Annotated in this window: 13 protein-coding genes; 7 read left to right on the forward strand and 6 right to left on the reverse strand. The window is 64.2% G+C overall.

Annotated elements, in window-relative coordinates:
* Nucleotides 1-59: 59 nt before the first annotated feature.
* The 6 genes from BDI24065_RS23655 to BDI24065_RS23680 form a co-directional block, all read right to left on the reverse strand.
* Complete coding sequence (locus BDI24065_RS23655; RefSeq protein ID WP_175033275.1) at nucleotides 60-431, reverse strand: copper-binding protein; 372 nt, start codon at nucleotides 429-431, stop codon at nucleotides 60-62.
* Nucleotides 428-3634: an efflux RND transporter permease subunit gene (locus BDI24065_RS23660; RefSeq protein ID WP_175033276.1), complete on the reverse strand. Its 3207-nt coding sequence runs from the start codon at nucleotides 3632-3634 to the stop codon at nucleotides 428-430. Before BDI24065_RS23660 ends, BDI24065_RS23655 begins: the two co-directional genes overlap by 4 nt.
* Nucleotides 3631-5172, reverse strand: a complete 1542-nt coding sequence (locus BDI24065_RS23665) for an efflux RND transporter periplasmic adaptor subunit (protein WP_175033277.1) — start codon at nucleotides 5170-5172, stop codon at nucleotides 3631-3633. The genes BDI24065_RS23660 and BDI24065_RS23665 overlap by 4 nt, the downstream gene beginning before the upstream one ends.
* Before the next feature lie 11 nt (nucleotides 5173-5183).
* Complete coding sequence (locus tag BDI24065_RS23670; protein ID WP_175033278.1) at nucleotides 5184-6476, reverse strand: TolC family protein; 1293 nt, start codon at nucleotides 6474-6476, stop codon at nucleotides 5184-5186.
* A gap of 92 nt (nucleotides 6477-6568) precedes the next feature.
* Nucleotides 6569-6952 (reverse strand): hypothetical protein, encoded by a 384-nt coding sequence (locus BDI24065_RS23675; RefSeq protein WP_175033279.1) that lies wholly within the window; start codon nucleotides 6950-6952, stop codon nucleotides 6569-6571.
* A 99-nt stretch (nucleotides 6953-7051) separates the two neighbouring features.
* Nucleotides 7052-7684, reverse strand: a complete 633-nt coding sequence (locus BDI24065_RS23680) for a glutathione S-transferase C-terminal domain-containing protein (protein WP_175033280.1) — start codon at nucleotides 7682-7684, stop codon at nucleotides 7052-7054.
* 136 nt (nucleotides 7685-7820) lie between these two features.
* Between BDI24065_RS23680 and BDI24065_RS23685 the strand changes: the two genes are divergently transcribed.
* From BDI24065_RS23685 to BDI24065_RS23715, 7 genes are all read left to right on the forward strand, one after another.
* Complete coding sequence (locus tag BDI24065_RS23685) at nucleotides 7821-8213, forward strand: winged helix-turn-helix transcriptional regulator (RefSeq protein WP_175033281.1); 393 nt, start codon at nucleotides 7821-7823, stop codon at nucleotides 8211-8213.
* A gap of 39 nt (nucleotides 8214-8252) precedes the next feature.
* Nucleotides 8253-8621 (forward strand): hypothetical protein, encoded by a 369-nt coding sequence (locus tag BDI24065_RS23690; protein WP_175033282.1) that lies wholly within the window; start codon nucleotides 8253-8255, stop codon nucleotides 8619-8621.
* 57 nt (nucleotides 8622-8678) lie between these two features.
* Complete coding sequence (locus BDI24065_RS23695; RefSeq protein ID WP_175033283.1) at nucleotides 8679-8999, forward strand: hypothetical protein; 321 nt, start codon at nucleotides 8679-8681, stop codon at nucleotides 8997-8999.
* A gap of 305 nt (nucleotides 9000-9304) precedes the next feature.
* Nucleotides 9305-10696 (forward strand): MFS transporter, encoded by a 1392-nt coding sequence (locus tag BDI24065_RS23700; RefSeq protein WP_175033284.1) that lies wholly within the window; start codon nucleotides 9305-9307, stop codon nucleotides 10694-10696.
* A gap of 1331 nt (nucleotides 10697-12027) precedes the next feature.
* The gene (locus BDI24065_RS23705) at nucleotides 12028-12534 is read left to right on the forward strand and encodes a dCTP deaminase (protein ID WP_175033285.1); all 507 of its coding nucleotides are present in this window, start codon (nucleotides 12028-12030) and stop codon (nucleotides 12532-12534) included.
* Between the two features lie 10 nt (nucleotides 12535-12544).
* Complete coding sequence (gene dcd, locus BDI24065_RS23710; protein WP_175033286.1) at nucleotides 12545-13069, forward strand: dCTP deaminase; 525 nt, start codon at nucleotides 12545-12547, stop codon at nucleotides 13067-13069.
* Complete coding sequence (locus BDI24065_RS23715; RefSeq protein WP_175033287.1) at nucleotides 13066-14184, forward strand: alanine--tRNA ligase-related protein; 1119 nt, start codon at nucleotides 13066-13068, stop codon at nucleotides 14182-14184. Before dcd ends, BDI24065_RS23715 begins: the two co-directional genes overlap by 4 nt.
* The last annotated feature ends 6 nt before the right edge of the window (nucleotides 14185-14190 follow it).

Here is a 14190-nt window from a genome sequence, read left to right on the forward strand (position 1 = left end):
CGCGGCGCCGATGCGGCCGCCCGCCTCGCGGACGGGCGGCACACCGGCACGCCGTCAGGTCAGGACGCCTTCACCAGCTTGACGATCGTCAGCGTGCCGTCGACCTTCTCGATCCGCACCTTGACCTTGTCGCCCGCATGCGCGTGCTCGAGCATCGCCGTGTCCTTCGCCTTGAACGCCATCGTCATCGGCGGCATCCCGACGTTCTCGAGCGCGCCGTGCTTCAGCGTGATCTTGCCGGTCGCGGCATCGACCTTCTTCACTTCGGCGTCGGTCAGCGCGGCATTCGACTCGGCCATGCCGCCCGACGACATCTTCATGCCGGACATGTCCATGCCGGCCATGTCGCCGGCAGCAAAGGCGGGGGTGACGACCGTGCCGACAGCAAGAACGGCGGCGGCAGCAACGGTGACGGTAATCAGCTTCTTCATCGGGATTCTCCGGTTGGGATGGATGGCACGTTCGTGCCGTGAGGAACTGCTTCGGAATGCCATGCATGACCCGCGCTTCGCGCGCGACGGCGCTGCAGCAGGAGCCATGCGGCGGGAATGACGAACATCGACAGCAGCGGCGCCGTGACCATGCCGCCGACCATCGGCGCGGCAATGCGCTGCATCACTTCGGAACCGGCGCCGTGCCCGACCATGATCGGCACGAGGCCGGCGAGCACGACGGCCACCGTCATCGCCTTGGGGCGCACGCGCAGCACCGCGCCTTCGCGGATCGCATCGAGCAGCAGCGCATCGGTCAGCGGTTCGCCGGCGTCGAGCCGGCGCTGCAGCGCGCCTTTCAGGTACAGCAGCATCACGACGCCGAATTCGGCGGCCACGCCCGCGAGCGCGATGAAGCCCACCGACGTCGCGACGGACACCGCGTGGCCGAGCGCCCACACGAGCCAGAAGCCGCCGACCAGCGCGAACGGCACCGTCGACATCAGCAGCAGCGCATCGGCCGCCGAGCCGAACGTGAGGAACAGCAGCACGAAGATCACCACGAGCGTCACCGGCACGACGGTACGCAGCTTGGCCGCCGCACGTTCGAGATACTCGAACTGCCCCGACCACGCGATCGAATAGCCGGGCGGCAACGCGACCTGTTGCGCGACGGCCTGCTGCATCGCGCGGACGGCCGTGCTCAGGTCGACCCCGCGGAGATCGACGTACACGTAGCCGGACAGCCGCGCGTTCTCGCTGCGGATCATCGGCGGGCCGTCGGCGATCGCGATGCGCGCGACGTCGCCCAGGCGGATCTGCGCGCCGCGTGCGGTGACGACCGGCAATTGCCGCAGGTTCTCGACCGAATCGCGCACCTCGCGCGGGTAGCGGATGTTGATCGGGAAGCGCTCGCGCCCCGCGATCACTTCGCCGACGTCGTCGCCGCCGACCGCCGACGACACGACCGCCTGGATATCCGCGATCGACAAGCCGTAGCGCGCGGCCGCGAGCCGATCGATGTCGACGTCGATGTAGCGGCCGCCGTTCAACCGCTCCGCGAGCGCGGACGTCACGCCCGGCACGGGCTTCACCGCGGCCTCGACCTGCTTCGCGATCGCGTCGATCCCTGCCAGGTCCGGCCCGGAAATCTTCACGCCGACCGGCGTCTTGATGCCGGTGGACAGCATGTCGAGCCGGTTGCGGATCGGCGGCACCCACACGTTCGACAGCCCCGGCACCTTCACCGTGCGATCGAGTTCGTCGACGAGCTTCTCGGGCGTCATGCCGGGCCGCCATGCGCTGCGCGGCTTGAACCGGATCGTCGTCTCGAACATCTCGAGCGGCGCGGGATCGGTCGCGGTATCGGCGCGGCCCGATTTGCCGAACACCGTGTCGACCTCGGGCACGGTCTTGATCAGGCGGTCGGTCTGCTGCAGCAGCTCGCTCGCCTTGTCGGCCGAGATGCCGGGCAGCGCGGTCGGCATGTACAGCAGGTCGCCTTCGTCGAGCGGCGGCATGAATTCGCCGCCGAGCCGCGACAGCGGCACGGCCGTCAGCACCAGCGCGACGACCGCGATGCCGATGGCAAGCCACGGGCGCCTGAGCGTCGCTTCGAGCAGCGGCCGGTACGCACGGATCAGCACGCGGTTGATCGGGTTCGCGTGCTCGTGCGGAATGCGGCCGCGCACGAGATAACCCATCAGCACCGGCACCAGCGTCACCGACAGCCCGGCGGCGGCGGCGATCGTGTAGGTCTTCGTGAACGCGAGCGGCGCGAACAGCTTGCCTTCCTGCCCTTCCAGCGAAAACACCGGGATGAACGACAGCGTGATGATCAGCAGCGAGAAGAACAGCGCGGGCCCGACTTCCGCGGCCGACGTCGCGACGAGCTCCCAGCGTCGCGCGGCCGTGATCGGTTCGCCGGGATGCGCGTGGTCGTACGCTTCGAGATGCTTGTGCGCGTTCTCGATCATCACGATCGCCGCGTCGATCATCGCGCCGATCGCGATCGCGATCCCGCCCAGCGACATCAGGTTCGCGTTCACGCCCTGGTAGCGCATCACGATGAACGCGGCCAGCACGCCGAGCGGCAGCGACAGGATCGCGACGAACGCGCTGCGCAGATGAAACAGGAACACCGCGCAGACGATCCCGACGATCACGAACTCCTCGATCAGCTTGTCCTTCAGGTTGCCCACCGCGCGCTCGATCAGCTGCGAGCGATCGTAGGTCGTGACGATCTCGACGCCGGGCGGCAGCGAACGCTTCAGGTCGGCCAGCTTCGCCTTCACCGCATCGATCGTGGTCAGCGCGTTCTTGCCCGAGCGCATCACGACGACACCGCCCGTCACCTCGCCCTGCCCGTTCAGCTCGGCGATCCCGCGCCGCATCGCCGGGCCCACCTGGATGCGCGCGACATCGCCGAGCAGCACCGGCGTACCGGTGTCGTTCGTGCGCAGCACCACGTGCCGGAAATCGTCGAGCGTGCGCAGGTAGCCGGTCGAGCGCACCATGTACTCCGATTCCGCCAGCTCGACGACCGAGCCGCCGGATGCCTGGTTCGCGTTGCCGAGCGCGTTCGCGACTTCCGCCTGCGTGATGCCGTACGCGCGCAGCTTGTCCGGATCGAGCACGACCTGGTACTGCTGCACCATGCCGCCGATGCTCGCGACTTCCGACACATCGGGCACCGCCTTCAGCTCGAACTTCAGGAACCAGTCGTTGAGCGCGCGCAGCTGCCCGAGATCGTGATGCCCGGTGCGATCGACGAGCGCGTACTCGTACACCCAGCCGACACCGGTCGCATCCGGCCCGAGCGACACCGTCGCGCCGGCAGGCAGCCGGCTCTGCACCTGGCTCAGGTATTCGAGCACGCGCGAACGCGCCCAGTACGGATCGGTGCGGTCGTCGAACAGCACGTAGACGAACGCGTCGCCGAACGACGAGTACGCGCGGACGGTTTTCGCACCGGGCACGCCGAGCAGCGTGGTCGTCAACGGATAGGTCACCTGGTCCTCGACGATCTGCGGCGCCTTGCCCGGATACGACGCCTTCACGATCACCTGCGTATCCGACAGGTCGGGCAACGCATCGAGCGGCGTCTGTCGCAGCGAATGAACGCCCCATGCGGCAATCAGCACGGTGGCGAGCAGCACGAGGAAGCGGTTGTGGACGGACCAGCGAATGATGCGCGCGATCATCGTTCGCCTCCCTGCGGTTCGACCTTCGTCAGCCGGTAACCGTCGTCGCCTGGCGTGAACGCGAAGCGCACCGTCTGGCCCGGCTTCACGTCCGGGAACGCGGTGGCCGACGGCTTGCCGAACGCCATCGTCATCGCGCCCCAGCCGAGCGCCGGAACGGGCTGATGCGAGAACGTGATGTCGTCGGCCGTGACCTGCTCGACCTTGCCGGTGGTCTCGTAGACCGGTGCCGCCGCTGTCGGTGTCGACGCGGACATCGCCCCCGCGCCGCTTGCGCCGGTGCCGCTTTCCAGCCGCGGCAGCACGCTTTTCAGGCTCGCCTCGGAATCGATCAGGAACTGACCCGATGCGACGACCGTGTCGCCTTCGTTCAGCCCGCCGAGCACTTCGGTGTCGCTGCCGACGTCGTGACCCAACGTCACCGTCACGGGCTGCAGCCGGCCGTCGCGGTTCTTCACGATGACGATCGAGCGCTTGCCGGTCGCGATCACCGCTTCGGACGGCACGAGCAGGCGCGACACGGTCTGCCGCGCGGCGACCCGCACGCGCATCAGCATGCCGGGCGTGAGCTTCAGCGCCGCATTGTCGATCTCCACGCGCGCCTGCAGCGTGCGGCTGCTCGTGCTGATGCCGGGCAGCACTTCGCGGATGCGTCCGGTGAAATGCTGCGCCGGGTCGCCCGCGAACGTCGCGTCGACCGCCATCCCCGGCTGCACGTTCAGCGCAAGCGCTTCCGGCACCTCGACGATGAGCCACAGCGTCGACAGCCCCGCGATCTTCGCGAGCGTCTGACCGGGCGCGACCATCGCGCCGTCGCGCACGTTCAGCTCGCTGACGACGCCGGTTTCCGGTGCCGTGAGCACGACATGCGTCTGCGCACGGCCGGTGCGATCGAGGCTCGCGACCATGCCGTCGGGAATCGACAGCGCGCGCATCCGGGCCCGCGATGCGTCGAGCAGGCTGGCGTCCATCCCGCCGCGCTTGAGCGCGAGGTATTCCTCCTGTGGCGCGAGCCAGTCGGGCACGAACAGCGACGCGACCGGCGCGCCTTTCGCGATGCGCTGCATCGGTGCGCGCGCATAGAGACGGTCGATGTAGCCGGTGACGCGCGACTGGACGACATCCGCGCGCGATTCGTCGAACTGCGTGGTGCCCACCGCATCGAATCCGGCGGCTGTCTCCTGCCGGCGCACGGTCGCATAGCGGATGCCGAGGTTCTGCTGCAGCCCCGCGTCGATCCGGATGCCGGACGCACCGCCGCCTTCGTCCGCATAGACGGGTTGCAGCTGCATGTCCATGAACGGCGACTTGCCGGGTTTGTCGAAGTGCTGGTTCGGCACCATCGGGTCGTGCCAGTACAGCACCTTGCGGCCGGTCTTCGGGTCGGCGTTGCCGGGCGAGGAGGATGCCGCTGCGGTGGTATCCGTTGCCGTTGCGGCCGTCGCCGCATGGCGTGCGCCCACGAAATAACCCGCGCCGAGCAGCGCGGCGCCGGCGAACGCGAGCAGGGCCGCACGGGCCAGTATTTGCTTCGTCATGTCGTTCTCCTTTATTGCGCGGCGGCCAGCGTCGACGGCACGACCTGGTATTCGAGCTGGGCCCAGGTCTGCGAGACCTCGCGCCGGAGATCGAGCACCTGCAGTTGCGCATCCAGTTGCGCGCGGCGGGCAGCGAACGTATCGGCGAGCGAGCCGGTGCCCGCGCGGTAGGCCGCGTTCGCCAGTTGCACGCGCTGGTCGGCGGCGGGCAACAGCGCGTCGCCGAGATTCGCGATGCGCGCACGACCGCTCGCGAGCGTCGCGGACTGCGTACGGATATCGGCCTGCACCTGGCGCAGCGTGTCCTCGTACATCAGGCGCGCCTTCGTCGCGAGCGCGGCCTTTTCGGCGACGTCGCGGTTCTGGCGGTTCTTGCGATTGAGCGGCAGCGGGATCGTGACGCCGACGGACACCATGTTCGAATACGCGCCGCCACGCTGCTGGTACGCGACTTCCCACGTCCAGTTCGGGCTGCGTTCGCTGTTCGCGACTGCGGTATCGGCTTCGGCAACCGCGATATCGTCGGCGGCGGTGATCAACGACGGTTGCGACAGCCGCAACTCGTCCGGCGGCAACGACGACACGAACGACTCCGGCGCGGGCGGCGTGCCCGCGACGTCGTCGACCGGCACGGCGGTCCAGCGCGACAGCGTGATGAGCGCGGTCTGGTAGACCTGCTGCGCTTTCAGCCATTGATCCTGCGTCTGCGCGAGCATGGCCCGCGCCTGGACGACATCGGCCGCACTCGCCTTCGCCCCGCGATACGACGCCTTCGTCGCGTCGAGTTCGTGATTCATGTGATCGAGCAGCGCCTGCTGCAGCGCGAGCGCCTGCTTCGCGTAGACGGCGTTCAGCCACGCCGTCGCCGTTTGCTGGCGCACGCTCGCGAGCTGCGCGAGATAGCCGGCGCGCTCGCGCCCGACCTGCTCGTTGGCGAGCGCCGAGCGCAGGCGCCGCTTGTCGCCGGACACCCACTCCTGCTCGATGCCGATGCGACGCATCGTCATGAAGTCCTGGCCGACGGTGAAGCGCTGGCCGCCGTTGACCGGCAGGTTGTCGATGCCGGCCTTGAGCATCGGGTCGGGCAGCTGGCCGGCCTTCACGGCCGCCTCCGAGCTGGCACGCACCGACGCCTGCGCGGCCTGCATCGAAGCGGAATGATCGGTCGCGGACTGCAGCGCGGCGTCCAGCGTGAAAGGCGGTTGCTGCGCGTGAACGGCGCCCGCAACCAGCAGCGCCGCCCAAAGCATGGGCGCGCGCCGACGCGCACGCCGCGCAAGCGGCGTGCCGAAGTGGAATGACATGGTTTAACCCCAACGGCGGAACCCCATAGGGATTCCACGTCCTGATACAGGACGAACCTCACCGCGAATGCGGCGAACCTATCGGATCGGGATCAGCTGATGCGTGGAGGGCGCCACAATCCGTTCGGATCGCGGACCGGGAGGATTTGCGCGTAGTGGAACGCGACGGTGCTGGCGTATGCAGCGGGACGACTGACTTCGGCGCGAGCGGCCGGATGATAGAGACTGCCGAACTGGCATTGCGCCGTCAGCTTGCAGGACATGCCCTTCGCTTTCGCGTGGGCCTTGTCAGCGGACGACGACTGCATCGAATCGCAACCCGGCATGTCGGCTGACATGCCGGCGTCCATGTCCATCGACATCGACATGCCCTGCTGCATCATTGGACATTCCCCGGCCAGGCCGCTGGCTGCCAGCCCGCTGATGGGCAGCACCGCGCAAAGCAGCAGCAGGATGATGGTCCGGAGGAATTTCATGGCGGGGATTATAGCGCGGGGTTTCGTTGTGTGGCGTGGCGTCGATTCGGCGAAACGACGCGCCGGCTCCACCACCGCCACCACCACCGCCGCAACACGCTACCGCGCGAGCCCGTCGGCCTCCAGCACCTGCTGCACCGCCGGCCGCGTCCGCACCCGCTCGTACCATGCACGCAGATGCGCATACCGGGTCAGGTCGATATCCGCGTGGTACACCGACCGCATCCAGTCGGCCTTGCCCCAGCCCGTCAGCGCGAACAGGTACGCATCGGCGACGGTGAACGTGTCGCCCATCAGGAACGTATTGCCGTCGAGCTGACGATCGATCCATGCAAAGCGGCTGTCGAGCTTCGTTCTCGCCGGGTCGACGTATTTCCCCGCCTGCACCGCGTACAGCAACGGAATGAAACCCTTGTGGATTTCCGCCGTGAGAAAGTTCAGCCACTCCATCAGCCGATAGCGGCCGAGCGTACCGTATGCGGGTGCAAGCGCGGCCGGCGAACACAGATCCGCGAGATACTGCGCGATCACCGGCCCTTCGCGCAGCAGCGTGCCGTCGTCGAGTTCGAGCAGCGGCACGTAGCCGAGTTCGGTCACATCGTAGTAATTGCGCCCGTCTTCAATCACATGCTTGCGCGCGTCGACCTGGATGATTTCGGCATCGATGCCGCCTTCGCGCAGCACGATGCAGATGGCCTGGGAACAGCTTCCGGGGGCGTGATAGAGCTTCATGCGTGTCCTTCGTGGGTTGTTCATGTATCGATTCGCCGCGACGCGGGCGCTAATATCTCGCATCGGCGCAGGGCTGAGAAGACGGCAGTCGTTTGTGCCGTAGTCACAAAAAATTTACCGACCAGGATTCGGCACGATGAAAACGAGTGCGACAGGATGTTCCGTTGAAGAAGCGATGCGCCTGCTCGGCGGCCGCTGGCGGCTGCTGCTGGTGTCGTATCTGCTCGACGGGCCGCGGCGCTTCAGCGACCTGCGGCGCGACATGCCCGGCATCTCGCAGCGCATGTTGACGCTCGACCTGCGCGCACTCGAAGACGCGGGGCTCGTATTACGGACCGTGTATCCGGAAGTACCGGTGCGGGTCGAGTACGACCTGACCGCCGACGGCGACCGGCTGCGGCCCGTCGTCGAAGTGATGCGCGAATTCGGGTTGTGGCTGAAAGCGCGCGATGCCGATGCGTCGTGCGATGCCGGCGTGACGCCCGGCACGGCAGCCGCGAACGAAACGGCGCTCCACTCAACCCGATAACCGCTACCACCCTTATCTCTTACGCAGGAACCCACATTCATGGAACTTCACGCCACTATCGGCGCGGCGACGTCCGATCTCGACGACGACGAGAGCTTCGCCAACATCTACTGCCACGACGCCGAGCAGGACTATTGCTTCGCGCTGTCGCGCTTTCCGGACGACGCGCTGATCGAAGTGATGGTGCGCGACCAGGTCAACGTGCGCGTCAAGGATCTGTCGGTGCGCCTGACGGACGACACGATCGACGTCGAGATCGAACCCGCGCTCGCCGCGCGTCTCGACGGCCAGACGCGCTACGTGATCCATCTCGCGCCCGGCCAGTACGACCCGGTCGCGCTGCGCGCCGCGCTGAAGGAGATCTTCGTCGGCAAGAATGGCTTTCGCGATGACAGTGCGCACGGCTGACGTGTCTTCACGCCAATCGAAGCGCCACGACGGCAGCCCGGCTCGAGGTCCACTGACATGCAGATGCTGCTCATCCTGGCGTTGACGGTTGCGATCGTGCTTTGGCTTCGTTCGCGCTACTTGCGATTCACGGCGCCCGTGCGCCGGGACAGGGACGCGAAAGAAGCCCTCATGCGCCAGGTTCTGCTGGACAGCGCCGAGTACATCGGCGAGCCCGTGCAGCGCTTGATCGATACGCTGGGCGAGACAAAGTCGCAAGGCCTGGACCATGGCGTGATCGTTTATACCTGGCGTGCGAACCAGCTATGTATCGAGGCATCCGTACGTAACGGCGTGTGCGAATACCTGGATAAAAGTGAATGCAGCAAATACGACTAGGGGCTTTTTCGGTGTCAACCAACCCTGATCAGTTCCCCATCCTTTAAACCTGCATTCCGCACACCCACGCAACACGCTTGCGATTCCGATCGCTTCCTCGTCTCGTTGCGCTGCTGCTCGCCGCGTATGCGACGGTGCCAGCGCCGCTCCTTCCCACATATTGAGCACATAACGTCCCATTAATAGGGATACCTGTCCAAATGTTGACGCGCTGCGCACCACGGCTCTAACGTTCGCCCCAACGCCATTCGATTCGGCCGCCCCGCTCGCGGGCGACGGCCGGGCACAGAACACAGGAGACAACCGTGGCTCAATCCGCGTCGCGCACCCAAGCCGACCCGCAGGCGTTGCCGCTCGCGCACGCCGGTACCTCATCCGACTCCGCCGCCCGCGCGACCACGGCCACCGCAACGGCCACGCCACCGAGCCGCAAGCGGCTGCTGATCCTCGCGCTGCTGTTCATCACGGTCGTGATCAACTATCTCGACCGCAGCAACCTGTCGATCGCCGCGCCCGCGCTGTTCAAGGAACTGAACATCGATCCGGTGCGCGCGGGCCTCGTGTTCTCCGCGTTCGGCTGGACCTACGCGCTGATGCAGCTCCCCGGCGGCTGGCTCGTCGACAAGGTGTCGCCGCGCGTGCTGTATGCGGGTGCGCTGGCGCTGTGGTCGGCCGCAACGCTGCTGCTCGGTTTCGCGGGCTCGTTCGTCGGGCTGATCGTGCTGCGCCTCGCGGTCGGTGCGCTCGAAGCACCGGCCTACCCGATCAACAACCGCGTGGTGACGACGTGGTTCCCGACCCGCGAACGCGCGAGCGCGATCGGCGGCTACACGTCGGGCCAGTTCGTCGGCCTCGCGTTCCTCACGCCAGTACTCGCGTGGCTGCAGGTGCATCTCGGCTGGCACATGGTGTTCGTCGCGACCGGCCTCGCCGGCATCGTGTGGGCCGCGATCTGGTATGCGGTGTATCGCGAGCCGCGCGCGTTTCGCGGCGTCAACGCGGCCGAGATCGCACTGATCCGCGACGGCGGCGGACTCGTCGATCTCGAGGACCGCGTCGCGGCGCGCAGCGAACGCGCACCGTCGACGTGGCGCGACCTCGGCGTCGTGCTCGGCCGGCGCAAGCTGTGGGGCATCTATCTCGGCCAGTTCGCGCTGAACTCGACGCTGTGGTTCTTCCTCACGTGGTTCCCGACCTACCTCGTCAAGTACCGAGGGATGGATTTCATCAAGTCGGGCTTCCTCGCGTCGCTGCCGTTCCTCGCCGCGTTCGTCGGCGTGCTGTGCTCGGGCGTGCTGTCGGACTGGCTGATGCGCCGCGGCGCGTCGCAGGGCTTCGCGCGCAAGCTGCCGATCATCTCGGGGCTGCTGATCTCGACCTGCATCATCGGCGCGAACTACGTCACGTCGACCGGCTGGGTGATCGCGTTCATGACGATCGCGTTCTTCGGCAACGGCTTCGCGTCGATCACGTGGTCGCTCGTGTCGGGGCTCGCGCCTGCGCGGCTGATCGGCCTTACGGGCGGCGTGTTCAACCTGATCGGCAACTTGTCCGCGATCGCGACGCCGATCGTGATCGGGTTGCTGGTCGACGGCGCCGACTTCTCGCGCGCGATCACCTACATCGCCGCGATGGCACTCGCCGGCAGCCTGTCGTACGGGCTGCTCGTCGGCAAGGTCGAGCGCATCGACGCATGACAGGCTGTTGAAAAACGCCTCACCTTGACGACAAGGAGGCTGCCCGACGGGATTGCATACGCGATGGCCGCCGAATTGCCGACGGATCGTCGTGACACGACCGCTCGCGGGCAGCCCAGTTGGCCCATCGTGCCGCAGCTGTCGGTTGTCGGCGGTTCATCGCACCGCTTGTTGCTGCACCGCCACCTGTATTCGGACCGTATGAGCCAGGTGGCTCAACGGCATCATCAGCGTTGCGCTCCCGGCGCCGACCATCCAGTCCGACCGCTCCCCTGCGGGATACGCCACGGATGGAAAAGGGCCGCGTCATTTTTTCTTACCGCTCTAAACGTTCCGGTATCCGAATCTTATTCCGATTCATGCGCGTCGTCGTGCCGTCGCTCGTCGTTCCAGTGAGTGTCGGCGTTGCGCCCCTCGCCGGCAGGTGGATTGTCCGCGCACGCTACGTCTTCGAGCACCAAGCCGACGAACCGGCGAAACGACAAGTTGTAGCGTAGCGACTCCCTCGGCATACGTTCACTGCGCGCCACTCAGAACCCGCGGCGGCAACGCACACGGCAGCGTCCCGACGCACCAGAAGCGTGGCGGTTATCCGCGTGGCGCGTGCCAGGCAGCATGCCTGCTGCCCATCCCCCTCGCTCCAGTCAATCGATTCTCGAGCTTCTCTTCTTTTGCCGAGACTCGACCTGTTCCATTTTCCGCCATTGGTTCTCGCTCCCGTCTTAATCGGAACGAATGCCTTAATCCTGATATTTTTTACAGGTGACAAGGAAACGAAAATCCGCTAACAGATCACTAAATATTTGAATCAATCTCTGGCTTTCCCACACTTCAACGCACCCCAGGAAGTAGTACGCATCGTCATCAAAAAAAGTTTGACAGCAAAAAAACATCTTGATATGTTTCATCAATGTTAATAAATCGATATTTCCCGACACTTGGCGGCGGCCATTAATCCAAGGCGCCCGAGTCAAGCCGAACCTTTCAATTTTATTTCGAAAGCACGACTTGTACTCACGGCATATGGCCCCGGAAAATCCCGAGCCAAGGTGGGAAATCAAGATGGAATTGCAATTTCACCCAACCCGCAATTTCAAAGTACGAGACACAAATACATCGCGTCGTGATTGACCTTTGAACCAGCACTCCAGTGCCGGGCAAGAAAATTGGCGCGCCGATTCGGCGCGCGGCCAGTTCTCGCCCATTCAATCGAGAAGATATTCGATCGAATATAGAATGCCGGAATAGCTTCTGATTCAAAAAATCATCGCGACGCAATCGAGAGCAGACTGCGAGCTCGCCCGCAGTTCAATAACCGTTAGATATCAGCCATGATCCTGACTGGAAGCGCAATCGATTCGGCAGTAGGTGAGGGGCAGATAGTCATAACGCCCTACGACCAGCGCCAACTGAATCCGAATAGCTACAACTATCGCCTTGGGCGGACCCTCCTGGTTCCTCGCGCGGCAGGCGATTCCATTGACATCGAGTACGAGGAATTAACCATTCCGGAAAGTGGCTACCGATTGGAGCCCGGCAGAACCTATCTTGGTCATACTTACGAGATCCTCGGCAGCGATGTATTTGCGATGTCCCTGATCGGGCGCAGCTCGATCGGCAGGTTGGGGTTGTTTCTGCAGGTTTCAGCCAATCTCGGTCATGTCGGATCTTGTCATCGATGGACCCTGGAACTCGTTTCAGCGAAACCGTTCATCCTCTATCCGGAAATGAAAATCGGCCAGATATCGTTCTGGCATGTGGATGGACATTCGAACGCATATCTTTCCGGGTACTCTCAATTCAACAAACCCGAAATTTCAAGACTCTCGAAAAAATAGAGACAAACAAATGATTCTCTCGGGCCTCAAAATCCGCGACGAAGCACTCGCGGGCAATATATCCATCTCGCCATTTTCGGAAAAAAACGTCACAACCAACTCCTACGATCTGACGATCGGGAGTACGGTTTTACGAATTCGCGACGAGATAATCGACCCCAAGCGAGAAGTCCAGACAGAAGAACTGGAGATTCCGGAAACCGGGCTGGTGATGCAAGCGGGTGAGTTTCTGCTCGGTTGCAGCGAGCAAATCATCGGCAGCGAGAAATATGTCCCGATCATTCATGCGAAGTCGTCAATTGCGAGACTCGGGCTATTCGTCCATGTCACGGCCGACCTGATCGATATCGGCTCGATCGGGCAAGTGACGTTTCAGTTATTCGCCACGCAGAACGTGACGCTCTACCCAGGGATGGAGATCGGGCAAGTATCGTTTTGGGTTCCGCGTGGAGAAATCCGCCTGTACACCGGCAAGTACCAAGGCAGCAAAGGGCCTCAGCCGTCGAAGGTATACAAGGACTTCCAGGCATCATGAGCGACATTTCCGCAAAGCAGTTGCGAACGCAAATCAAGGAACACTTTCTCGCGCATTTCTCCGATCGCGGGTACGAGCCGATCGAGAATCGCAACATCGTTCCACGCGACGACGCAACCGTGCTGTTTTGCGGCGCAACGATCAGTACGCTCAAGGACAAGATCCGCAATCGAACGCCGATACCGGGACGCTGGGCCATCGCGCAACGCTGCCTGCGCTTGCATGACCTGGGCAATGCGAAGGCAACGGCCCCCAGACAATATCTGAGTTATTTCGAAATGGTCAGCGTGCTTGCCACGGAGACCTCATACGCGGAATTCCTGGGTGCCGTCCTGGCTTATGTGCTGCCGGTTCTTCACGGCCGCGGACTCGAACTCGAGATCTGGACTCGCACGACCGACCTCCGTCGGCAGTCCGATTTGCTCGATGCCCGGAATCGGCATCCCTTCACCCTGACATGGGACAGAGCGCAGAAATACGAATGGACGTATGGCGAACCCGGCGTGTCGGGACTGGGTTGCCTGTTCCACCTGCGCAAGCAAAACGCGCCCTGTCGTGAATTCGGCCAGGTCATCCAGATTTTTCGAGACGGCTCGCCGATCGGATACGAATTCGGATTCGGCGTCGAAACATTCAGCAGCCTGTTGCTCGGCGGAGCCGATGCCTATGCTTCGAGCCCGGCAAACGAAGTCTTCCGGTTGCCGGACGATACGATAAACAGGGCACTCCTCGATCATCTCGTCGCGGCGCTGGCCATTCTGGCCGAAGACGTGCGGCCCGGGCGGGGAAAGCGGGAGAGCGTCCTGCGCGCGATCGTCAACACGATCCATCGCGAATTTCACGCCAACATCGAACAAATCGATACGTTCGAGGACAAGCTCCACCAACTGAGTACGTCCTATTTCGGCACGCGCACGCCCTCCGACGACTTGATCGCGATCTTGCAGCACAAGGAACGACAGCAAGTCGAAAACGAGATTCGTATCGAGGACTACATCCGGAATCAACACAACCTGGTTCGGCTCGGTCTGCTGGATCAACCTCGCGCCTCGCGGAACATCGATCGCTACAAGCAAAAGATGCAAAGCGATTCCGACGCCCGGTTTCACGCCTGAAAGTTC

The sequence above is a fragment of the Burkholderia lata genome, from assembly GCF_902499025.1.
In the GTDB taxonomy this organism is placed as follows: Bacteria; Pseudomonadota; Gammaproteobacteria; order Burkholderiales; family Burkholderiaceae; genus Burkholderia; species Burkholderia lata_C.

Bases quoted from the DNA above. Each gene is read 5' to 3' on its own strand.
- BDI24065_RS23655 (WP_175033275.1), bottom strand. From the start codon at position 431: ATGAAGAAGCTGATTACCGTCACCGTTGCTGCCGCCGCCGTTCTTGCT.
- BDI24065_RS23685 (WP_175033281.1), top strand. From the start codon at position 7,821: ATGAAAACGAGTGCGACAGGATGTTCCGTTGAAGAAGCGATGCGCCTG.
- dcd (WP_175033286.1), top strand. From the start codon at position 12,545: ATGATTCTCTCGGGCCTCAAAATCCGCGACGAAGCACTCGCGGGCAAT.
- BDI24065_RS23670 (WP_175033278.1), bottom strand. From the start codon at position 6,476: ATGTCATTCCACTTCGGCACGCCGCTTGCGCGGCGTGCGCGTCGGCGC.
- BDI24065_RS23715 (WP_175033287.1), top strand. From the start codon at position 13,066: ATGAGCGACATTTCCGCAAAGCAGTTGCGAACGCAAATCAAGGAACAC.
- BDI24065_RS23690 (WP_175033282.1), top strand. From the start codon at position 8,253: ATGGAACTTCACGCCACTATCGGCGCGGCGACGTCCGATCTCGACGAC.
- BDI24065_RS23680 (WP_175033280.1), bottom strand. From the start codon at position 7,684: ATGAAGCTCTATCACGCCCCCGGAAGCTGTTCCCAGGCCATCTGCATC.
- BDI24065_RS23695 (WP_175033283.1), top strand. From the start codon at position 8,679: ATGCAGATGCTGCTCATCCTGGCGTTGACGGTTGCGATCGTGCTTTGG.
- BDI24065_RS23665 (WP_175033277.1), bottom strand. From the start codon at position 5,172: ATGACGAAGCAAATACTGGCCCGTGCGGCCCTGCTCGCGTTCGCCGGC.
- BDI24065_RS23675 (WP_175033279.1), bottom strand. From the start codon at position 6,952: ATGAAATTCCTCCGGACCATCATCCTGCTGCTGCTTTGCGCGGTGCTG.
- BDI24065_RS23705 (WP_175033285.1), top strand. From the start codon at position 12,028: ATGATCCTGACTGGAAGCGCAATCGATTCGGCAGTAGGTGAGGGGCAG.
- BDI24065_RS23660 (WP_175033276.1), bottom strand. From the start codon at position 3,634: ATGATCGCGCGCATCATTCGCTGGTCCGTCCACAACCGCTTCCTCGTG.